Annotated in this window: 24 protein-coding genes; 10 read left to right on the plus strand and 14 right to left on the minus strand. The window is 43.5% G+C overall.

Translation table 11 applies throughout. The features are described 5' to 3' along the window. Window positions 1-3: 3 nt before the first annotated feature. Window positions 4-1563, minus strand: a complete 1560-nt coding sequence (locus ACTUJY_RS17450) for an acyl-CoA ligase (AMP-forming), exosortase A system-associated (RefSeq protein WP_463617410.1) — start codon at window positions 1561-1563, stop codon at window positions 4-6. Window positions 1564-1728: 165 nt separating this feature from the next. Here ACTUJY_RS17450 and ACTUJY_RS17455 point away from each other — a divergent pair, with 165 nt between their 5' ends. The 6 genes from ACTUJY_RS17455 (at window position 1729) to ACTUJY_RS17480 (ending at window position 6802) form a co-directional block, all read left to right on the plus strand. Next, window positions 1729-2874: a VanZ family protein gene (locus tag ACTUJY_RS17455; protein ID WP_463617501.1), complete on the plus strand. Its 1146-nt coding sequence runs from the start codon at window positions 1729-1731 to the stop codon at window positions 2872-2874. 144 nt (window positions 2875-3018) lie between these two features. Beyond that, entirely contained in the window at window positions 3019-3726 is a 708-nt protein-coding gene (gene nfi / locus ACTUJY_RS17460; protein ID WP_463617411.1) for a deoxyribonuclease V, read from the plus strand. Next, a complete protein-coding gene (locus tag ACTUJY_RS17465; RefSeq protein ID WP_463617412.1) occupies window positions 3720-5072 on the plus strand; it encodes an alkaline phosphatase in 1353 nt (450 codons plus the stop codon). Before nfi ends, ACTUJY_RS17465 begins: the two co-directional genes overlap by 7 nt. A gap of 35 nt (window positions 5073-5107) precedes the next feature. After that, a complete protein-coding gene (locus ACTUJY_RS17470; protein WP_463617413.1) occupies window positions 5108-5470 on the plus strand; it encodes a VOC family protein in 363 nt (120 codons plus the stop codon). A gap of 131 nt (window positions 5471-5601) precedes the next feature. Then, window positions 5602-6147: a hypothetical protein gene (locus ACTUJY_RS17475; protein WP_463617414.1), complete on the plus strand. Its 546-nt coding sequence runs from the start codon at window positions 5602-5604 to the stop codon at window positions 6145-6147. Between the two features lie 31 nt (window positions 6148-6178). Next, window positions 6179-6802: a YceI family protein gene (locus tag ACTUJY_RS17480; protein ID WP_463617415.1), complete on the plus strand. Its 624-nt coding sequence runs from the start codon at window positions 6179-6181 to the stop codon at window positions 6800-6802. An 18-nt stretch (window positions 6803-6820) separates the two neighbouring features. Here the strand turns inward: ACTUJY_RS17480 and ACTUJY_RS17485 are convergent, their stop codons facing one another. Then, a complete protein-coding gene (locus ACTUJY_RS17485) occupies window positions 6821-7225 on the minus strand; it encodes a GFA family protein (RefSeq protein WP_463617416.1) in 405 nt (134 codons plus the stop codon). A 140-nt stretch (window positions 7226-7365) separates the two neighbouring features. Between ACTUJY_RS17485 and ACTUJY_RS17490 the strand changes: the two genes are divergently transcribed. The 3 genes from ACTUJY_RS17490 to ACTUJY_RS17500 all read left to right on the plus strand — a co-directional run bounded on the left by ACTUJY_RS17490 (window position 7366) and on the right by ACTUJY_RS17500 (window position 11814). Further along, window positions 7366-9084: a BamA/TamA family outer membrane protein gene (locus ACTUJY_RS17490; RefSeq protein WP_463617417.1), complete on the plus strand. Its 1719-nt coding sequence runs from the start codon at window positions 7366-7368 to the stop codon at window positions 9082-9084. Between the two features lie 192 nt (window positions 9085-9276). Beyond that, entirely contained in the window at window positions 9277-10239 is a 963-nt protein-coding gene (locus ACTUJY_RS17495; protein ID WP_463617418.1) for a GGDEF domain-containing protein, read from the plus strand. Window positions 10240-10413: 174 nt separating this feature from the next. Continuing rightward, window positions 10414-11814 carry a sensor domain-containing diguanylate cyclase gene (locus ACTUJY_RS17500; protein ID WP_463617419.1) on the plus strand — a complete coding sequence of 467 codons (1401 nt, stop codon included), beginning with the start codon at window positions 10414-10416 and terminating at the stop codon, window positions 11812-11814. Window positions 11815-11876: 62 nt separating this feature from the next. Here the strand turns inward: ACTUJY_RS17500 and ACTUJY_RS17505 are convergent, their stop codons facing one another. The 12 genes from ACTUJY_RS17505 to hslV form a co-directional block, all read right to left on the minus strand. Beyond that, window positions 11877-13517 (minus strand): C10 family peptidase, encoded by a 1641-nt coding sequence (locus tag ACTUJY_RS17505; RefSeq protein WP_463617420.1) that lies wholly within the window; start codon window positions 13515-13517, stop codon window positions 11877-11879. A gap of 94 nt (window positions 13518-13611) precedes the next feature. Continuing rightward, window positions 13612-14064, minus strand: a complete 453-nt coding sequence (locus tag ACTUJY_RS17510) for a DUF4442 domain-containing protein (protein WP_463617421.1) — start codon at window positions 14062-14064, stop codon at window positions 13612-13614. Between the two features lie 72 nt (window positions 14065-14136). Continuing rightward, window positions 14137-14901 (minus strand): twin-arginine translocase subunit TatC, encoded by a 765-nt coding sequence (gene tatC, locus ACTUJY_RS17515; protein ID WP_463617422.1) that lies wholly within the window; start codon window positions 14899-14901, stop codon window positions 14137-14139. After that, a complete protein-coding gene (gene tatB / locus ACTUJY_RS17520; protein WP_463617423.1) occupies window positions 14898-15374 on the minus strand; it encodes a Sec-independent protein translocase protein TatB in 477 nt (158 codons plus the stop codon). Before tatB ends, tatC begins: the two co-directional genes overlap by 4 nt. 17 nt (window positions 15375-15391) lie before the next feature. After that, the gene (gene tatA, locus ACTUJY_RS17525) at window positions 15392-15628 is read right to left on the minus strand and encodes a Sec-independent protein translocase subunit TatA (protein WP_463617424.1); all 237 of its coding nucleotides are present in this window, start codon (window positions 15626-15628) and stop codon (window positions 15392-15394) included. Window positions 15629-15672: 44 nt separating this feature from the next. After that, on the minus strand, window positions 15673-16008 hold the full coding sequence (locus ACTUJY_RS17530) for a histidine triad nucleotide-binding protein (RefSeq protein ID WP_463617425.1): 336 nt from the start codon (window positions 16006-16008) through the stop codon (window positions 15673-15675). 115 nt (window positions 16009-16123) lie between these two features. Further along, window positions 16124-17755, minus strand: a complete 1632-nt coding sequence (ubiB, locus tag ACTUJY_RS17535) for a ubiquinone biosynthesis regulatory protein kinase UbiB (RefSeq protein ID WP_463617426.1) — start codon at window positions 17753-17755, stop codon at window positions 16124-16126. A gap of 5 nt (window positions 17756-17760) precedes the next feature. Beyond that, a complete protein-coding gene (locus tag ACTUJY_RS17540) occupies window positions 17761-18381 on the minus strand; it encodes a ubiquinone biosynthesis accessory factor UbiJ (RefSeq protein ID WP_463617427.1) in 621 nt (206 codons plus the stop codon). Window positions 18382-18386: 5 nt separating this feature from the next. Beyond that, window positions 18387-19142, minus strand: a complete 756-nt coding sequence (ubiE, locus tag ACTUJY_RS17545) for a bifunctional demethylmenaquinone methyltransferase/2-methoxy-6-polyprenyl-1,4-benzoquinol methylase UbiE (RefSeq protein WP_463617502.1) — start codon at window positions 19140-19142, stop codon at window positions 18387-18389. Between the two features lie 38 nt (window positions 19143-19180). Then, a complete protein-coding gene (locus ACTUJY_RS17550) occupies window positions 19181-19567 on the minus strand; it encodes a gamma-butyrobetaine hydroxylase family protein (RefSeq protein WP_463617428.1) in 387 nt (128 codons plus the stop codon). Window positions 19568-19630: 63 nt separating this feature from the next. Further along, window positions 19631-20965 (minus strand): ATP-dependent protease ATPase subunit HslU, encoded by a 1335-nt coding sequence (gene hslU, locus ACTUJY_RS17555; RefSeq protein WP_463617429.1) that lies wholly within the window; start codon window positions 20963-20965, stop codon window positions 19631-19633. Window positions 20966-21005: 40 nt separating this feature from the next. After that, window positions 21006-21557: an ATP-dependent protease subunit HslV gene (gene hslV, locus ACTUJY_RS17560; RefSeq protein ID WP_463617430.1), complete on the minus strand. Its 552-nt coding sequence runs from the start codon at window positions 21555-21557 to the stop codon at window positions 21006-21008. 153 nt (window positions 21558-21710) lie between these two features. Between hslV and ACTUJY_RS17565 the strand changes: the two genes are divergently transcribed. Further along, on the plus strand, window positions 21711-21947 hold the full coding sequence (locus ACTUJY_RS17565) for a TIGR02647 family protein (protein WP_463617431.1): 237 nt from the start codon (window positions 21711-21713) through the stop codon (window positions 21945-21947). Window positions 21948-22057 lie beyond the last annotated feature (110 nt).

The following is a 22057-nucleotide window of genomic DNA, read 5'->3' on the forward strand; positions in this document are numbered from 1 at the left end:
TAATTATTGTTCACCGAAACGTTTACTGAGTTCGTCGGCCAATCGTGGTCGATCGATTTTACCATTAGCGTTACGTGGTAACTCTGAATATAACTCGATATGCTTGGGTTGCATAAAGTTTGGCAACTCCTGCTTACAGTAGCTCAGGATCATCGATTGATCGACGTTGTTTCGGGGTTTGATGGCTAAAACAATCGCCTGGCCCAGTTGCCGATGAGGTACTCCAATTGTGGCGACTTCGGCAACGTCTGGGTGTTGGTATAACACTTCTTCCAACTCTGAAGGGCTGATGCGATAGCCGGAACTTTTGATCATATCGTCGTTGCGACCTACAAAATAGAGGTAGCCTTCTTCATCCATGGTCACGATATCACCTGACCATACGGCAACTTCACCATAGTGACCACTGTGTGTTTTCGCGATTGGTCTAAAACGTTCGGCGGTTTTTTCGGGTGCATTCCAGTATCCTAAAGCCACATGCACTCCTCGATGCACTAATTCGCCGGGTTCGTTAGGCGAACAGGGAGAGCCGTCTTGTTTCATGACCATGATTTCTGCATTGGGAATGGCTTTACCTATCGATGTTGGGCGCTTATCGAGTTGATCCGGTTCCAAGTAGGTGCTTCTAAATGCTTCGGTCAAGCCGTACATTAAATAAGGACGCGTGTTGGGTAAGCGTTGACGCAAAGCGGCAAGTGTAGTTTGTGGCATGGTACCCCCGCTGTTAGTAATGTAACGCAGCGATGGTGCGCCATTGGGCCAGTCCAGATCCGCCAGCTGAACCCAAAGGGGTGGTACTGCTGCCAGTCCGGTGACTTGGTATTTATTCACCGCGCGAATCACATCTCGAGGCAACAAGTATTCCAGTAAAACCACACTCGCTGAGGTTAAAAACGCAGTGGTCAGTTGGCTAAGCCCATAATCAAAACTGAGTGGAAGTGCAGCCAACAAGCGATCATCTTTGTGGTTGTTTAAATACTGGGCAACACTTTTGGCGCCGGCGACAAGGTTTTGATGCGACAGCACCACTCCTTTCGGCGAACCTGTACTGCCCGATGTATAGAGTAAAGCGGCAATGTCTTGGCTAATCCGGCGGTGTGCAAGTAAATCACTTTGAGGGAGCTGACACCAGTGAATGCAACGAGGATCTTCGGGCTCTGGTCCTTGTTCATCCACCAGAATGATGTGTTTTAAGGAAGAGCAACTTTGTAAAACTTCTTGTGAGAGCTGCATCCGCTGGCGAGAGGTTATCAGAAAGTCAGCCTGACAGTCATCGATGATGTGTTTCAATTGAGTCGGTTTTAATTGCGGATTGATAGGGACCATTACCCCACCAGCGCTGGGTGCCGAAAACAAAGCAACCACGGTTTCATACTGTTTTGGTAAATAAACGGCGACTCGTGCACCTGCAGCTAACCCGAGTTGTCGTAAACCGCTGGCGCAGGCTCGAACGGCAGCGGCGAGTTCGCGATAATTCCAGTGACGGTTTTTATGGATTAAGGCGACACGACCGGGATAATTTTTGGCACTTTGTTCGATTAAATCTGTCAGCAATTCACTCATAAGCGGTATTTATCATCAAAAGTAAACTTTTAAATTGGACCGTGGGAAGAACACCGGCATGGGTTAGGTGAGTATTTAGCGGCTAACTTGTTGAAAAAGCTGTTATTAAGGCAGGCGCATAGTGTAGCATGGTCGGCAGGATACGTCAGCAAGCACTCACAGTTTATGCGGCTGGTTTTTATAATTGTCATAATATTGATTACCTATGGATCACTTTTTCCATTTGAGTTTGTGATGGTGGATTTGTCACAATTCAACTGGAATCAATGGTTTTGGGGGTTTGAGCAGCGCACGACAAGAGGCGATATACTCGGCAATGTGTTGCTATTTGTGCCCTTTGGTTTTTTCGGTACTCTGAGCTTGAACGCCAGGGCAACCTTGGTACCTTTGTTATTTTTGACCATTTTAGGCTTGTTGTACGCCATTGCTTTGCAGTTGTTTCAACTTTATCTGCCAAGTCGCATAGCAAGTATGGCTGACGCTTTAAGCAACTTTGTCGGTGTCTTGATTGGGCTCGGGGTCGCAAAGCTGGTGTCGAGCCAATGGGCGGCACAGCGATTCGACGGCGAAAATGCAACCGCGCTTATTTCTATTCCATTGATCCTTTGCCTATGTTGGATAGGTTATCTTTGGTTTCCTTTTATTCCTTCGCTTGATTTTTCACAGATCCAACGCAGTTTGCTTCCTTTGACAGATTGGACTTTTCTCAATTTATTCTCGCTTTTGGATAAAGTGGTGGCGTGGAGTGTGTTCTGGTTGCTTTTGCAAAAAGTGCTGTCGGACCCCATCCGGTGGCAAAAGCGATTGATTGTTATCGGTATTGTCCTTTTAGGCGAAGTGCTGATTGTGCGCAATCACCTATCACTCGATAATTGCTTGGGTGCTTTACTGTCCATTGCTTTATTGCGTTATGTCCGAGTTATGGAAGCTCGCAATTTGGCGCTGATGCTGTTGTTATGGGTGCTGGTTAAAGGTGCTTATCCATTTAAATTGGCTGCACATGCACAATCTTTTTCTTTTTTGCCTTTTGGTGGCTTTTTAAAAGGGTCGCAATGGCTATACAGTTACATCCTCTTCGAAAAATTATTTTTCTATGGTGCCAGCTTCTATTTTCTACAGCTTTGGTTACAAAGGTGGTGGAAAACCACTTTGATATTGTGTCTTAGCTTGTTACTGGTTGAGTTTTTGCAAATGAAACTGCTGCATCATACCGCTGAAATCACCGATCCATTGATCGCGTGGTTGTTGTGTATTGGATTTGCCCATTTAATTCAGCAACAGAAGTCAACCGTAATTGCGACATCCGTTTAAAAAAACACCGTCAATTGATTTTATCTGATAATCCTTATGGCATTATTTTCAATCGGGAATCTTGGTGTTGATTTTGCTCGGTCGAAATCATTGATCTCTCTAACCAGGCAACATAAAGTACGGCTTTTCATTACGCTAAACGTTATGCTGTCTTCTTTCCTTGAAAGCTGGCCCCAAGATTTTTCTGCAGCAAGAAAACTTCAGGAGCAGCTCTCCTCCAGTCTTATCCTAGAGGGTGAGCCTGAAAATATTCGTGTTGTAGCAGGTGTTGATGCCGGTTACATTGACGATGGTAAGACGGTTCGCGCTGCAGTGGTTTACTGTAATGCAGAGACAGCTGAAATATTGAACTATCGTATTGCAAATGCGCCAGTTACTTTTCCTTACGTTCCCGGCTTTCTTTCCTTTCGAGAATTACCGGCAGTATTGATGGCATTTGATAAAATGCCACAGTTGCCGGATTTGGTGATTTGTGACGGGCAGGGGTATGCTCATCCGCGGCGATTTGGTATTGCCTGTCATCTGGGTGTGTTACTGAAACGACCTTGTTTTGGAGTGGCTAAATCACGCCTGATCGGTGAGTATTCAGAATTGTCATTGCAGCGTGGTAATATCACTGGACTTTCCCACAAAAATGAAACCGTTGGTGTTGCACTCTGTACTCGAGATAATGTTAAACCCGTGTTCGTATCGACTGGGCATCTGATTAATTTAGATGCTGCCGTAGACTGGACAATGCGATTAACTCGTGGCTTTAAACTGCCAGAGCCAACCCGGTGGGCTGATAAAATTGCTTCAAGTCGAATTGACTTATCAAAATTGAATGTAACAACAGGAAACTTTTCATGCTAAAAAAAATTGGGTCAGCGTTAAGTGTTTGTTTATTACTGACCGCTTGTCAAACGACCGATTTCTCTCCAACGACTCCGACCCCGAAAAATATTATTTTGTTAATTGGGGATGGTATGGGGCCAGCACAAATAAACGCGTATCGTATCTTTAATGATGATCCGCAAACACCATTGACCGATTCACTCTTGCTGGATCAGTTTCTGGTGGGCAGTTTATCCACCGAAGCCTTGTTTACAGAAGAAGAACGCAGTATGTGTCCAGGATGTTACCGGGTAACCGACTCCGCGGCATCAGCAACTGCTTACAGTACGGGTATTAAAACATACAATGGCGCGATAGGTGTTGATTTTAATAAGCTGCCACAACCAACGGTACTGGAGCTTGCGAAACAGAAAAATATGCGCACTGGATTGGTATCTACCTCGCAAATTGTTCATGCGACACCGGCAGCATTTATTGCACATGTGGAACATCGCAAGCAATACAATCAAATTGCGGATTCTTTTTTAGATAACCGGTGGCAAGGCAAACCGGTATTCGATTTATTCCTGGGGGGGGGCTGGGAATATTTCTATCGACCGGATCGCGATTTAGTCGCGGAATTAAAAGCGTATGGATTTCAAGTCATTCGCGATGCCACGGAACTAGAGTCTTCACAAAATAATGTTGCAGGACTTTTTGCAAACGTAGGTATTCCGGAAGTATTAGAAAGGCAAGAAAAGCATCCATCTCTCGCACAAATGACTCATGCTGCCATTCAACGACTGCAAAACTCTGAAGGGTTCTTTTTGATGGTGGAAGGCAGCCAAATCGACTGGATGGCGCACGATAATAATTTAGCGGGCATGTTGTATGAGATTGACGATTTTCATAAAGCTATTGTGGCCGCCATAGAATTTGCAAAAAGCGATGGGAATACATTAGTCCTGGTTACAGCCGACCATGAAACGGGTGGATTTTCCATTGGTGCTAGCATTAACGGAAATAGCCACTATGCTTTTAATGTTTCACACATTCGGCGAATGACGAAAAGCGTCGGTCAATATGCGCATTTGGCCGTTGAGCAAAAAAGCTTACAGTCGTTTCTCGCTGATACCGGCATAGAGCTCACTGAAAGTGAGAAAAAACAATGGCAAGCATTATTGGAAATACCGGAACAAGAAGCGATAAAAACCTTTATTAAATTATTGGTTGACGCGAATGCTATTGCCGGTTGGACCACCCGTGGGCATACCGGAGTTGATGTTAATTTGTATGCGTATGGGCCGGGAGCTGAGATTTTCTTTGGTCATCATCGTAATATTAAGATAGGGCAACAGATCAAGCGCTTTTTAGAGCAGCGGTAGCTTACAAGTGAAAAATTAACAATTAGGAGCCAATTATGGCAGGCAAAATTGCATGGACCGATTTAACCATTGAAGACGCTGAATCGATCAAGTCCTTTTATCAAGAAGTGGTCGGTTGGCATCCTCTAGCGGTTAATATGGGAGAGTACGATGACTTTAATATGATGCCTGCGAACAGCAAAGATCCTGCAGTTGGTATTTGCCATGCTCGAGGAGGCAATGCCGATATTCCACCTGTGTGGATGGTTTACATTACGGTAGATGATTTGCAATCATCGCTTGCTGCCTGTCAAAAGTTGGGGGGTAAAATTTTAAAGCCTGCTGCAGAAAATCGCCCCTATGCTGTTATTGAAGATCCGGCTGGAGCCATTTGTACTTTATATCAAACCGAGAATTGATTTATATTTATTGCAAGGTGTAGTAAATTTTTCAAAAAATAAACAATACAAAAAATATGGAGATAAATATGAAGATAATAAGGCTGTTGGGTGTACTAGCTGTTTTTGCACTAGTAACGGGGTGCTCGACGATGTCTCAACACATGACATTTTCGCAAAAAACAGATTACTCTCCCAGTCAAGATAAAGCGATGGTCATTTTTATTCGGCCGTCTGGGTTGGGGCAAGCCGTTCAAGCGCCTTTATTTGATGTTTCTTCTGAAGAGGAAAAGTTTATAGGTGTTAGTTCGTATCAGACGAAGCTGCCTTATGAAGTGGCTCCTGGTGAACACAAGTTTATGGTTATTGGTGAAAGTGCCGACTTTATGAAAGCGACACTAGAAGCAGGAAAAGTTTACTACGCTGTAGTTGCACCTCGAATGGGTTTTTGGAAAGCTCGCTTTTCACTTCGGCCAATTCGAAAAAGTGGTGATGATGAGTTTACGGTCACCTCGAAAGAGTTTGCTAACTGGACGAAAAACGGTAAATTTGTAGAAAAAAGTGCTAGTGCAGATAAATGGTACCAACAGAACAAAGATGACATAAAGGCAAAACGTGAGAAATACTGGCCCGCTTGGGAAGGAAAGGATCAAGAAGAACAGTTAAGACAAACGATGAATGCCGACGATGGCATATAGAAAGTTACAAAAAGGAGCGAAAGCTCCTTTTTTGTCGTTGATAATTGAAATCACGTCCGTTTTATTTGTTGTGAGTATACTAACGGGGTGCAGTTGGTTGCTCACACCCGAAGTGAAAACGGAAATTAAGCAGTTAAAGCAAGGGCAATATCGGCTTGATCCTTCTCATACGACCGTATTGTTTAAAGTGGGACATTTGAAACTTTCGACGTTTGTTGGACGATTCAACGAAATGGATGCCAGCCTCGACTTTTATCCAAATGAACTCATGCGTACTCAATTACAAGCCAGTGTAATGACGGCAAGTGTTGATGTGAATAACGAAGGGCTAGAAGAGACGTTACGTGAGTCGGATTGGCTTTACAGTGAGCAATTTCCACAAGCCTGGTTAAATACGATTTCGGTCGAGCCGCTAGAAGATACTAATCAGTTTTTATTTAACGCAGAGTTAACGTTACGTGGCGTGACAAGAACGATTCAATTAGTTGCCACTTTTCATGGAGGAGCGAACAACATGTTGACAGGATACTACACATTGGGTTTTTCTGCGCTTGGGAAATTCAAACGCTCTGATTTTGGAATGGATCAATACCTGCCTTTGGTAGGTAACGAAGTGACCCTGGAAGTTTATGCGGAATTTCAAAAAAGAAATTAATATTTAATTTATTTGATTTTAACTCTTTTTAGGTAGTTCATCATAACAGGTTAGTTCACACGCGTCAGTATACCAAGGTGCTCGTGAAGCCCAAAAAATATTTTGCTGCGGTTTTATTTCCGGATCATCATCCAGTGTGCCGACTGGAACAACCACATTATCAACACCTTGAACTTTCCATGGCAAAGAAGAGCCACAACTCTTGCAAAAACTAGTTGCAAAATACCTGGCCGATTTCACTTCATATCGCCCGACAAACGCTTCACCACTGAGCCAGTGAAAGCGTTTCAATGGAACAAAGATATTGGGAGAAAAGGCGCTACCGGTAAACTTTCGACAACGAGAACAGTGACAATATTGAAATACTTTGAACGGTGGTTCAATACGATAATTGACATTTCCACATAAACAACTGCCTTTCATGCTACCTCCTAATTAATATCTCGCAACGAGAATTGAGCATAAGCTGCCTCGATTCGATACCTTAATGCAGTGACTTTGCTTGCGCAATCTATGAATGCTACTTTCAATAGTAAACCTTTCACTCTTTTGTAGGGTGGGCCATGTTTGTTTTAACCAGGTTACTCAGTTTTTCTGTTTTTAAATCGCGTGATGTTGGTTATTGGAGCCAAACATTTTGCGTGGTGTGGGCTTTTGTATTTTTTCACTCGCTGAGTAAAGCTGGTGAGAGTGATTGTCATTATTTGATTAACCCGAAACTGAACAGTTTTAACTTTCAATTTGAACGCCCAGAATTAGAAACTGGGGAACGTTATATTATCAATGATATTCTTTTAAAACGTCACAATGTCTTTGACCCTGAAAATCCAAAAGAGCAGGGTGGTTTTTATCGTTTCGGTAACGGGTTGCACTGGCTTACCAGAGAGTATGTAATTCAGTCTTATTTATTATTTGCTGAGGGTGACCTGTATGATCAGCAAACGATCAACGAGACAGAGAGATTGTTGCGTCAACAAAAATATTTATATGATGCTCGAGTTGTACCTTATCGAGTTTGCGGCGAAAAAGTAGATATTCTAGTTATCACACGAGACACCTGGTCATTGGTTCCTGACTTCTCTTATTCTTCTGTAGGGGGGGAATCAAAAAGTCGAATAGGTGTGAGAGACAGTAATTTTCTTGGCACTGGAAAGCGAATTTCGATTGTGCATGAAAAAGATTTTAATGATCGCTTTAATGTCGTGGTTTACGAAGATCCTAATGTATTCAACTTCAGATACCGATTACGGTTGGAGCACGCAACGTCGGAAGCTGGAGAGCAAAATCGCTTTCTTTTAAGTCGTCCTTTCTTTGAGTTACAAACAGAGACTGCATTTACGGTTCAATGGGAAGATCTAGACGAAGATATTGAGCAATATCGATTCACCGAGTCGATTAATCAGTTTTATCGTCGCCGCAAATTTGCTTCTATATTTACGGGGTGGAAGTTAGGATCTGATTTAAATTGGATTCGTCGGTTTTATATAGGGTATGAGGGTATTGAAAGCCACTACGAAGCTCACCGCGATAGCGCTTCTTTAACCCAATGGTTGCCAAGTGATAGGCGATACCTCTATCCGTGGGTGGGATTCACTTTGATAGAGCCCGATTTTAAAGTGTTTAACAACCTTTTGGTTATGGACGTGAGTGAAGATCTGAACTTAGGTTGGAAAGTTGAAACTCGTTTGGGTTGGGCAGACGAAAAGTACAGTGACGATAAACTTTACTTTAAAGTCGTTACGGAAAAGAATTTTTATTATGATGAAGACAATGTTTGGATGACGGCCTTTCATTTTGAAGGCTTTCTTGAGCAAAATGAAAAGCGTTTATTTGACAGCATTTTCGAATTTGATGCTCGCTATTTTAATTTTCATCATAAAAAGCAAACTTTTTACTCTCATTTTAATTACAGTCGATACTATCGAGTGGGTAATGAATACTTGTTAAAGTTGGATGTGGTTAATGGGATGCGGGGGTATCCATTAAATTTCATTGCGGGTAATGAAAGTGCCATATGGCAACTGGAGAATCGCTGGTATACCGATTGGCACTGGTTACAGTTGGCTCGAGTTGGTATGGTTGCTTATATTGATTTAGGTAAAGTTTGGCTCAACGGGATTGAGCAAGGGGGTAAACTTTCCAATATCGGTTTTGGTTTACGTCTTATGTCTTCGCGAGCGCTAGCTCGCAATATTATCCATATTGATTTCGCTTTGCCACTTGAAAAGCACTCTAAAGCGGATGATTGGCTTTTCTCATTGATTATTAAAGAAAATTTTTAATTGGCAGGTATAACTTCTATAGAAAGTTAGATCGACAAACTTGTGCTTTGGAACAAAGTCACTTCTTAAGCATTAATTGACCTAAATCATGAATCCTGTGAAAAATGAAGAGCATGGCGAAAGTGCTGCTAGTAAATTCAATCCAGGTTGCTATAGTAAAGTTTGTTGTGTCAGTGAATGGGTAGGTTATTTATGATAACTCCAGAATTGCCAGAAGATGAGCACAAGCGATTGGAAACCCTTCGAGCAATAAAAATTTTGGATTCGGCGCCAGAAGAGCGATTTGATCGACTCACTCGAATGGCGAAACGCATGTTTGGTGTCCCGATATCATTAGTGAGTTTAGTGGATAGCGACCGGCAGTGGTTTAAATCCAAACAAGGGTTGGACGCCGATGAAACCTCACGTGATGTATCGTTTTGTGGTCACGCTATATTGGGTGAGGATGTCTTTATCATTCCGAATGCGCTTGAAGACGAAAGGTTTAAAGATAATCCGCTGGTACTCGAAAACCCCAACATTCGCTTTTATGCAGGCTGTCCTTTGAAAGTGTCGAATGGAAGCAAGCTTGGAACACTGTGCTTGATAGACAGAAAACCTCGTGAGCTTGACGAAGAAGATTTACAACTCCTTAAAGATTTAGCCGCTATGGCAGAGCAAGAAATTGCGGCGATTCAGTTGGCGACTCTGGACGAGTTAACCATGATATCAAACCGCCGGGGGTTTACTGCATTATCGGAGCACACCCTTCAGCTTTGTCGCCGAAAGGGCATGCCCGTAACCGTTCTGTTATTTGATTTAGATAAGTTTAAACCCATTAATGATCAATTTGGTCATGCTGAAGGTGATCGTGTTTTAATGACATTTGCTAATGTGATGCGTGATGTATTTCGAGAGTCGGATGTATTTGCTCGCATTGGTGGTGATGAGTTTATTGCTTTACTTTCAGACTCCGATGAAGAAAGTGTTAAACCGGTATTGGAGCGCTTTAAGAATGCAATCGATGAAATAAACCAAAGAGAACAGCGAGGCTACAACATTGAATACAGTGTGGGTTGCGTCAGTTACCCCGCGAAATCCATTGGAAGCATAGACGATATGATGGCGGAAGCGGATGAACGGATGTACCAACAAAAGCAAGAGTCAACTCGATAATACCTATCTGATTGAATGTGATGTTAACCTCTTTACCGGGTATTACTTCGGCATGAAATATGAGCTGAATGTATTTCATTATCATTGAGTATCTTAAGGTTTAAAAGTCGTGAAGCTGGCAAAACAGTGCAATTCAGCTAAGCTGTAAAAAAGCCAGGCTAATCTCCGATTGAAATGCTGAAAATCAACGATTTAGATTTAAGAAAGTTGTTGGACACTGCACACATTGGTGTTGTGATCCATCGATGGGACACATCAATTGTATACGCAAACCCCACAGCATTAAGTTTATTAAGACTGACGTATAATCAAATTATTGGCAAGGATGCAATGGATCCTCAGTGGCACTTCATTAACGAAAGTCACCAACGTTTGAATGTTGATGAATATCCTGTAAACCTAGTAAAAAAAATGCCAGATCCTTTGAGAAATAATATTCTTGGTGTGATTGACAGTTCCTCACCCGATATTACGTGGTTTATGGTTAATGCATATAAGGAGTTTCAACCGGTTACACAAGATGGTTTTATTGTGGTTACTTTTAATGACATTTCCGATCAGAAAAAACAATTTTCATTGCAGCAACTTATAGAAAATACACAAGACATTGTTGTTGTTACCGAAGCCGATAATATCGATCCGCCATTAGGCCCTAAAATCGTTTACGTCAACAAGGCATTTGAAAAGCTGACCGGCTATACCTGCGATGAAGTGGTCGGAGAAACTCCACGTTTGTTACAGGGGGATATGACGGATAGTGCCGCACGAAAGCGAATTTATAAAGCGCTTAAAAATAAAAAACCAATTAATGAAACAGTTTTAAATTATTCTAAAAAGGGAATGCCTTATTGGTTAGAGATGAGCATTTTTCCTTTAATCAACGAATACAACGAAGTAACACACTTTGCAGCAATAGAAAGGGATGTGACTCAACAAAGGTTTTATCAAGAGCAACTTGAAAAGCGCAATCAAGATTTAAAACATATTAAAAGTAATTTAGAGGCGTTGGTAGATAAAAGAACACAAGAGCTTCGAAAGTTAAATGATAAACTCGGTCAGTTAGCATTTTATGACCAATTGACGAAAGTGCCGAACCGTCGATATTTTATGGAACAAGGTGAACGATTGGTGAGTTATTGTCGAAGGCAAAACAGTATGATAGCGATAGGCCTACTCGATATCGATAACTTTAAAAAGATTAATGATCAATTTGGACATGCGGCTGGAGATGATGTTCTTGTTACCTTTGCGGAGCGGATAAAAATAATTTTTAGACAAGAAGACGCATTTTGCCGATATGGAGGAGAAGAGTTTGCATTTGCTTTGATAACCGATAGCCAGGAGCACTTAGAGCAGTTTTGCAATCGTATACTAAATTCAATAAGAAGTGAGTCGTTCAACGTCAATGAAAACAACGCTTTAAACGTTACGTCATCGATCGGTGTCTGTCTTTGTTTTCCCAATCATCCTATCGAATTAGGTGCTGCACTGAATTATGCGGATGAATCACTGTATAAAGTAAAGTCTTCTGGTAAGGATAGTTTTAAAATTTATCTGGCTCAACCGAACAGCTAAGAAACGCTGAAAAATAGAGTTTACCAAGCCAATTAGAGGCTTGATAAACTTGGCGCTGAAAGCTATTGAGTGATTTTTGCTTCGATAAGACTTTCTGAAGAAATTTTGTTTAAGAACTCAACTTTTACCGTTAGGTAGTCACCATCATTTAAACTGAACTTATCGGATGAAGGATCGATGGTAAAAGGTAATGTAACATGGTGCACAATGTCTCGATTGCGATCATTCCACGGGCCGTAGGTGATTTTAACCGGTAAATTAGGACCACTCACTTCCAGTTTGTCACCATCGTTTGCATCCAGTTGCCATTGAAGAAAAACAACGGGAAGAGTTTCACTGGGATGAAGTTTTATTTCGTCTTGAGTAAGGCCATAGCCCGTTTGGTTCTCGGATGAGTAGCTTATCAGTGAGCCATTACCTGCCCATTGGAATCCGTTAATCATAACAGAACGTGCTGTTTGGCTTTGTACCTCTGACAACTGATTTGTTTTTATGACTTCGGCAGTCACCGTTCCTGGTGAGGTTTGTTGAGCAAAAGTTATCGCAATCACAAAGTATTCTTGCTCGATTTCGCCGAACCCATCTTTTTGTGGATCAAGGACGAAGGGTAGATCAACATTTTTATACAGCCTATCGGAATCGCGATTTTCCCATACCCCATAAGTAATGCTAGCAGACTTTGCAGAGTCGGAGTCAATTTTCAGGTAGCGGCCATCTCGTTGGTCGACCTGCCATTGAAAAGTCACCACGCTGGGGAGCGAGTCGGTGGCGTGAATTTGGGCTTCATCCATCGTAAGACCATAGCCAGTGAGGGAGCCTGAATTAAAGCTAATGATTGAACCGTTGCCTTCCCAGTTAAAGTTTTTGGCCTCACTTGTGTCACTGGGCATGACCGATAAGGCAAAACCTTCGCTGGGCTCAAGTCCGCGGAAAATCATTGCATCACGGCTCCAGCTTCTTCCATAAGGATCGGTTAACTGGTTAGGATCGTAGTAGCCATTCGCTTGGCCATTCCAACCCCAGTTGACGTGTACTTTTCCATCACTGCGATATCCGTCAATGACAAAGGCATGTCCTGCATTATCGTCGACTTGTTGAGCCATATACAAAACAGGGCGACCGTTATCGAGTTCGCTACGAATGAGATCGGCCCACTCTTGATCATTAAAGCCAAATGCAGACTTCGAAATGATCGACATTTTACGACGAGAAATATTGTTGTAACCCCATTGATAACGAAATGCATTCTCGATTTGTTTTCCGGTTGCAGATGAACCCTCTCCACCGCCAAATTGTGCATTTAATGAAGTGGCTACATGATAAATAAACGTCGCTGTACTTTTTAATTTTGCATCGCTCTCGCTTGAAGTGAGTGCCATATCACTCCATTGATTTTGAAATTGAGTCAGATCGATGCTGAGAACGCCATTTTCTATGTCAGGGCCTGATAGTCCATCGTGTTCAAGTACATAATCGACAGGGCTTTGCGCAACGTTTTGATACTGATAATAATACAAAATTTGTGCAACAGCGATCGTTGTGCATCCTGGGTAGGTAGGACGATTGTTTTTCAAAGGGGTTTGACTTTGCCACACGCCACTTTGCCCCCACGTGGTTTTCAGTAGAGGCTGAATCTCTGCACGAGCGTAGTTTGAAGCCAATACAACTAAAATTAGCGAAAAGATTAATCTCAATAGGTTCACCCAGTTTCTCCGGTCATGTTCGAATGCGGCCGCGGAGTATACTGAGGAGAAGCTCAAGAATACATTTAAAATTGGTGTGAATATTGTCGGTATTTTACTTCCGACGTACGTAAAGGCGTTTTGACACTTTCGCTACTAAATTGCCATGGCTGTCGAAAACATCGACTTCAAATTCTGGCTCATGTTTATCGTTAGCGTCGGCATGGGCTTTTACCGAATTTACCGTTTCTTCATCCAGTTTAAATTCGCAAAAAACATGCGTTTTTCCGGGGCTGATGTATTTGATGCAAGCGCCTTTGTCCCAAACGATGTAGTCGCGTCCTAAACGATTCGTCAGTAACAATACGTAAAAAGGGTCGGTCATAGAGAATAAAGAGCCGCCGTACGCTGTGCCAAAATAATTCGTATTCAAAAGTCCTTTTTTCAGTTTAACTCGAACGTAGTCCCAGTTTTCACCAATTTCCAATACTCGAATACCAGAGCCAAGATAAGGAGGCCATAAGTTGAGGAGTCGTTTGAGCCATTTTGGGCTAAGTTTGCGTCGCATTGTTCAATGTTGTCTGGTCGTACCAGTTGTTATGGTACCTTTAAGATGAACAACCTGCAACTCTTCGTTTGTTTAGGGTTCGGTATTCGCAGCTTTGTTCGGTTTGGCTGGTTTTAACCAATGTGCGAATAGAATGCCCAACTCGAACAATATCCACATAGGCACAGCGAGCAGCGTTTGAGAAATTGCGTCGGGAGGTGTCAACAACATGCCAAATACAAACGCGCCGACAATAATATAAGGCCGCTTTTCTTTTAAGTTTTCGACAGTCGTCGCGCCGCTCCAGATTAACAAAATGGTCGCAATAGGTACTTCAAAGGCAATACCAAAAGCAAAGAAGAGCTTTAACATGATGTTCAAGCTATCGGTCATATCCGGAATGTAACGAATTCCTTCGGGAATTACGGAAGGAAAAAACTTAAACATTAATGGAAATACCACCAGATAGCAAAACACCATACCTGCGTAAAACAGGACAATGCTGCTCACTAATAAAGGGATCGCCAAGCGTTTCTCGTGCTTATAAAGTGCCGGCGCAACAAAAGCCCAGAGTTGATGCAATATTACAGGAATAGAAAGAAATATGGAGAGCACAAGAGTGAGTTTAAATGGCGTAAAAAAAGGAGCAATGACACTGGTGGAAACCATTTCACTACCAGCAGGTAAACTTGCCATCAAAGGTTTGGAAACAATCAAATAAAGGTCGTTAGCAAAGTAAATCAAGCAAAGAAATATAACAACAACGGACAACGTCGCTTTTAATAAACGAGAACGCAACTCCACCAAATGAGCAAGTAGCGGCATTTCTTTATCTTGGGAATCTTCACTTTGACTCATGACTTTGAAGTGTCCGACTTAGCGTTTGGATCAGAGGGGGGAATACTGGGTTGATCGGGGTTGGTTTCAGAATCGGATTTAGAATTGCGTGGTAATGGCTCAAACTCAACGGGATTTTCGCAACCTGACAGTTCTTTTTCTTGAGTCAATTGCTGCTCTTGCTCTTCCATTTCTTTGCGAAACGCTTCGCGTGTTTCATCAATTTGCGCTTGAGTCTCTTTGGTGAGTTGATCGAGTTGATTGTTTTGAACCAACTGTTCCATTTTTTGCTGTTGTTCTTTTATCTGCTGGCGTAATTCATCCAATTGCAATTCACGATTGATCTCATTTTTCACTGAGAAAAAAGCACGTCGTGCTTTACCTATCCAGCGACCAAGTGATCGGGCGGCAACGGGTAAACGCTCTGGTCCCAAAACCAGTAGCGCTATCAATGCAATAAGAAAGAGTTCGGAAAATCCGATATCAAAGGGCATATTGAGTGTTTAAAGCGTTATTTGGACTTTTCTTCTTTTTGGGTGATTTCGCCTTCAATGGTTTCGCCTTTTTGTTGCTCTAGATTTTCCTGCTTTTTATTATTTTCCTTTTCTTCATCCTCGTCTTTTTTCATTCCGTCTTTAAACCCTTTTATTGCCGCTCCTAAATCGCTTCCCATATTGCGCAGTTTTTTAGTACCGAACAGCAATAGTACGATTAGCAATACAACTATAATTTGAGTCATGCTAGGCATAATAATGTAAACCTCAATTCAACTTTACTTAGAGTATTAATCGGTTATGCAAACGGCATTCGGCCACCGCCGAGCACGTGAAAGTGAATATGAAACACTTCCTGACCACCACCATGTTCGGTATTGAGTACCGTGCGATAGCCTTGGTCCAATCCTAATTGTTGCGCAATTTTAGGAATGGTCAGCATTACGTGTGCCATCAGTTCACCATCGTCTTGCTCTACGGTATTCAAACAACGAATATGCTTTCTTGGCACCACCAACACGTGAGTTGGGGCCTTTGGGGCAATATCGTGGAATACCACCAAATGCTCATCTTCATAAACCTGTTTCGATGGGATTTCACCGTCAATAATTTTGCAAAATAAACAATCGCTCATGATGCAGACCTTTTATGTTGGAGTACCAGCCAATGGTAACTCAGGGAATGGATGATACCAAGTTTATGTCAAACTGCTGTGAACTTTCAGGCAACTGTGTCGTATTTTCGAATGATTACCCTTGTTTAATTGCCAACACAAAGGCTATTGCAGCTGCGGCCAATGATACGCCTGCCATATCGATGTAGCCACTGCTCAGCAAAAAACCACTGAACAGCGTGATACTGACACCCATGGCTGTCAATAAGGTCATTTGCCGACTTTTTTTCTGTTGCTCTTTCAGCTCTTGGAGTTGCTGCTGCAAAGTTAGCATTTGTGTATGCGATTGTTTGGCCTGATCGAGATAGTTCGCCAGTTTTTCCGGCATTTCAGGCAGTTGCTCGAGCCAAGTGGGCCATTTGTGCTTAAGCTTATTCCAGACGGCTTTGGGACCAAACTGGTCATTCACCCACTGTTTTAAAAAGGGGCGTGCGGTTTGCCACAAATCCAGCTCTGGGTAGAGTTGGCGTCCAAGGCCTTCAATATAAAGCAATGTTTTTTGCAACAGCACCAGTTGTGGTTGAACCTCCATTTGAAAACGGCGAGCCACTTGGAACAACTGGATTAAAAACTGGCCAAAGGAAATTTCGGATAAAGGTTTACCAAAAATGGGTTCGCAGGCGGTACGAACGGCGGCTTCGAAGGCTTCAATGGAAGTGTTTGGGTGGACCCATCCGGACTGGACATGCAGTTCGGCAATACGTCGATAGTCGCGATCGAAAAAAGCGAGAAAGTTTTCTGCCAAATAACGTTTATCCTGTGCGCCCAGGGTGCCCATAATGCCACAGTCGATGCCTATGTAACGTGGTTTTTGTGGATCCGTGACATCAACGAATATGTTGCCGGGGTGCATATCGGCATGAAAAAAGCTGTCTCGAAACACCTGGGTAAAAAAGATTTCTACGCCACGATGTGCAAGCTCTTGCATATTAGTTCCGGCAGCGTTGAGCTCAGCCACATTCGCTACCGGAATACCCTGGATCTTTTCCTGCACCATGACTTTTTCACGTGTCAGGTCCCAATACACCTGTGGCACGTAAAGTAATGGACTGTTTTCAAAGTTGCGACGCAGCTGCATGGTGTTCGCGGCTTCGGTGCGTAAATCCAGTTCGTTATAGATAGTCACCTCATAGTCAGTGACCAGCTGTCGAGGTTTAAACCGCTTGCCTTCCGGCACGTGTTGTTCAAACCAGAATGCCAATTGCTTCAATAGGGCTAAGTCGCGCGTGATTTGTTTCCGAATGCCAGGACGGATCACTTTTACCACGACTTTTTCACCGCTTAGCAGTGTTGCACTATGAACTTGAGCCATAGACGCCGAAGCCATGGGCGTTGACTGAAAGTCAGCGAAAACAGAGTCGATTTTTGCTCCGAGCTGTTGTTCGATGCGTTCTTTGGCCAATGCTTCATCAAACGGAGGGACTTGATCTTGCAGTTGCGTCAATTCTTCGGCGAGTCCATCGGGTAGTAGATCGCGTCGAGTAGAAAGCATTTGACCAAATTTGATGAATATTGGGCCTAACTCGGTTAAGGCTTCTCGAAGGCGCTGTCCTCGAGGTTTTTGCTTTTCAGTGGCAGGTGTTAAGGCAAACAGCTTCAATAATGCGCTGTATTTGGCGAGTGGCGTTAGTTTAAGAAACTCGTCGAGCCCGTGCTTGATAAGAATGCGATTGATGGCAAAAATGCGAGTGAAGTTTTTGATCGCCATAGCGGTTATTGAAGTTTTGGGTTGGCTTTTAAACGCTGAATACGTGCATCGAGTCGATTCACGTCACTTTTTAAATCATCGAGTTGATCGAAAAAGGTTTCCAGTTCGATTCGATTGGGCGTTACCTGTGCTTCTTCGCGCACGTATTCGGAAAAATTTTGCTGCGCCGTAGACAGCATTCGCTTCATTTGTTGATGAACACTGTTGGCTACTCGACCGAATTGATGCGCAATAATATCGCCGGTGTATTTGGAAAGCTCTTCCTCCCAATCGACTTCAAGCGATTTCCAAAAGTTCTGAAACGCCTGCGCGGTACCGACTTCTCCCTCAAAGTGGACATCGCCTTTGAATAGAGCATCACCACCGCGCTCCGTGTTCGCCATATTAAAAAACGAAAAACTGGTTCCCTTAAGTGTCACTTGGCAGTCGTTATTTTTTTGTGTATCGATTCGGATACCGTCATCACCAAAGTTGAAGATATAACACAGGCTCCAGTCGCTAAGCTCTATGGCAATGCGCTTGCCAATTAAGGGTGTTTTTTTTGTTTGGGCTTCTTGGTCTAGGGATACGAGTTTGTTGATCGCTTTTTCAAGCACTGCAGCGGTTGCTAAGTTAAGTGTCAGCATAACGTTCAGTATTTAAAACCGCGGTGAAGGGCGACAATACCACCTGTCATATTGTGGTACTCCACTTCATCAAAACCGGCATCCAACATGACTTGTTTTAATGTTTCCTGATCGGGATGCATGCGAATGGACTCTGCCAGATACTGATAGCTTTCGGCGTCGTTAACCAGCACTTTGCCCATTAGAGGAAGCAAATTGAACGAGTAAGTATCGTAAATTTTGCTCAGTATCGGTTGACTAGGCTTGGAAAACTCCAAAACCAATAAGCGCCCGCCTGGTTTAAGGACTCGATACATGCTTTGCAAAGCGCGTGGTTTGTCGGTGACATTGCGCAAGCCGAAACCGATGGTAATGATATCGAAACTGTTGTCTGCGAAGGGTAAGTTTTCTGCGTTGACTTGCGCATACTGAATGCGGTGACCATAGCCTTGATCGATTAACTTGTCGCGCCCAACATTGAGCATGGATTCGTTAATATCGGCTAATACTACTTCACCTTCGGCGCCTACTTTGTCGGCAAATTTGGCTGCCAAATCTCCTGTGCCGCCAGCTAAATCGAGCACTCGATGTCCCTTTCGAACACTGCTCAATTCAATGGTAAAGCGTTTCCATAAGCGGTGAACACCCATCGACATGACATCATTCATCAAGTCGTATTTTGCCGCCACCGAATGAAACACATCGGCCACCATTTTCTGTTTTACTTTGACATCGACGGTTTGATAACCGAAGTGTGTTTTATCGCTCATGTTTTTACTCAGTGCTTCTGTGTTGGCTGGTAATTTTTGTGAGCTGAGCATCACTCAACTTTTTTAAATAAAGGCTTAACTTCACGACTGGCACCTTCATCGTTCAGACGTTGTAAATAATTTGCCCAATTTTGCTCAAAATCAATACCCAATTCGCGCAAGGTTTGCCAAGTATACAGCCCAGAGTCGTGACCGTCATCAAAGGTCAGTTTAATCGCGTAGTGGCCGACAGGCTCGATTTGTATTATTTTGACGTTTTTTTTGCCCGGTACCAATTTTAATGGGCCGCCACCGTGTCCACGCACCTCGGCAGAGGGCGAGAATACTCTTAAATATTCGCTGGATAATTGGTAAGCCACATCATCGAATACGACTTCCAATTGTTGGCTTTTTTGATGGAATTTAATATCGGAAGGCGGTGATACAGGGGCAGTCATGACAGTGCCTTTCATTGTTGGCCCTTTTGATCATAAAAGGGCCGTAGGTGAGTATAGAGTGTATTATAAAATAAACCGGCTTAAATCTTCGTCTTCCACCAACTCAGCCAGTTGCTGGTTCACGTAGTTGGCATCGATGACTACGGCATCGTGTTCTTCCGATGCCGTAAAGCTGACCTCTTCCAGTAGTTTTTCCATGACTGTTTGCAGACGTCGAGCACCGATGTTTTCAGTACGTTCATTGACCTGCCAGGCGATTTCGGCAATGCGTTGAATTCCAGACGCTTCAAAGTCAATATTGCGATTTTCTGTCGCCATTAACGCTTTGTACTGTTTGGTTAATGCGGCATCGGGTTCGGTTAATATGCGAACAAAGTCGTCTACTGTTAAGGCTTTTAACTCCACTCGGGTCGGTAAGCGCCCTTGCAGCTCTGGGATCAAGTCAGACGGTTTTGCCAGATGAAACGCACCCGAAGCGATAAATAGAATGTGATCGGTCTTGATCATGCCGTACTTGGTACTGACGGTGCAGCCTTCGACGAGAGGCAGTAAGTCACGTTGAACGCCTTCGCGCGATACATCACCGCCTGAAGCTTCCTGTCGTTTGGCTACCTTGTCGATTTCATCAAGAAAGACAATACCATTTTGTTCGACCGACTCTACCGCCATGTTTTTCAAGTCATCGAGGTTGATCAGCTTTTCTGCTTCTTCTTCGCGGACCATTTTTAAAGCGTCTTTCACTTTCAGCTTGCGGCGCTTGGTTTTGCCAGGTGACATGTTCTGGAACATGCTCTGCAGTTGACTGGTCATTTCTTCCATGCCGGGGGGTGCCATAATTTCCACACCCACGGTAGGTGCGGCAATTTCGATTTCTATCTCTTTGTCGTCTAATTCGCCTTCGCGTAACTTCTTACGGAATAACTGACGAGTAGCGCTTTGTTCTTCTTTCGGTTTGTCATCGGTATCAAAGCCCATGTTTCTCGCGGGAGGCAATAGGGCATCGAGAATACGTTCTTCAGCAGCGTCTTCAGCGCGAAATTTAACCCGTTCCACTTCTTGTTCGCGTAGCATTTTAAAAGCCGCATCAACCAAGTCACGGATGATGGAATCAACATCGCGGCCCACGTATCCCACTTCGGTGAATTTGGTGGCTTCTATTTTGATAAATGGAGCGTTGGCCAGTTTTGCTAAACGGCGAGCGATTTCCGTTTTACCAACGCCGGTGGGGCCAATCATTAAAATATTTTTGGGTGTGATTTCGTTGCGTAATTCATCGTTGACCTGCATTCGACGCCAGCGGTTACGCAGTGCGATAGCGACGGCACGCTTGGCCGAGTTTTGACCAATGATGTGTTTGTCCAATTCGTGGACGATTTCTCGGGGTGTCATTTGCGTCATAATAAAATTCTTTCTCTGTATTGAATTCGAAGGTTGGCGATCAGTTGTGATCCAGCACTTCTATAGTGAGATTCTGGTTGGTGTAAACACAGATATCCCCCGCAATTTTTAATCCGGCTTCGACGATTTCGCGAGCGCTCATTTCGGTATTTTCCAGTAAGGCTTTTGCAGCGGATTGGGCGAAAGCGCCGCCGGAGCCGATGGCAAGCAAGCCACCATCTTCGAGTTCCGGTTCTATAACGTCACCGTTTCCGGAAATAATAAAAGAATGTTCGTGATCAGCCACGATTAACATGGCTTCAAGTCGGCGTAACATGCGATCGGTACGCCAGTCTTTGGCCAGTTCCACGGCAGCGCGCAGTAATTTACCTTGATGCAGCTCCAGTTTGGCTTCAAAGCGTTCGAAAAGAGTAAAGGCATCGGCAGTACCTCCGGCAAAACCGGCGATTACTTTATTGTGGTATAAGCGTCGGACTTTGCGGGCGTTACCTTTCATAACAGTATTGCCAAGCGAGACTTGGCCATCACCACCAATCACCACCTGACCATTGCGGCGTACGGATAAAATCGTGGTTCCTCGAAATTGTTCCAAAATGTCGCTCCTGCTGTGTGAAGTCGAGAATGTCCGGCATATATGGGGCATGCCTTAAGTGATTTCAAGTTGGATGCAGGAAGAATGATGCACGCCAGCGCAAGAAGCGCTATATTCTCATTCACACTACAATTGATACCGACAGGAGACGCTATGCCATTCAGTCAGGAAGTTGTGGAAGAACTCAATATACTGGTACGTTTTAATTTGCACACGGCTCAAGAAGGGATCAAAGTGCATTCTTATGCCAATGAGCGGCTGATTGAAGCAACGGAGCGGCTGTATCGCAAAAAATTGATTACCCAAGAAGATGGCGGCTACTTGACCGATTTAGGGCGTGAAGTAGCAGAACATGCTGATGCGGTTTTGAGTATTTTGAATTCTAATTAAATCTCATAGCGATTCGAATCGCATTTTTATCAGCGGTTCACTCCGCTAAGCCCTTTTCTTTCTGGCCGGCAATGGTAGAATGCGCGGCCTTTTCCCAGTCTTTCAAGTTT

Source organism: Pleionea sp. WD8-19, from assembly GCF_055326765.1.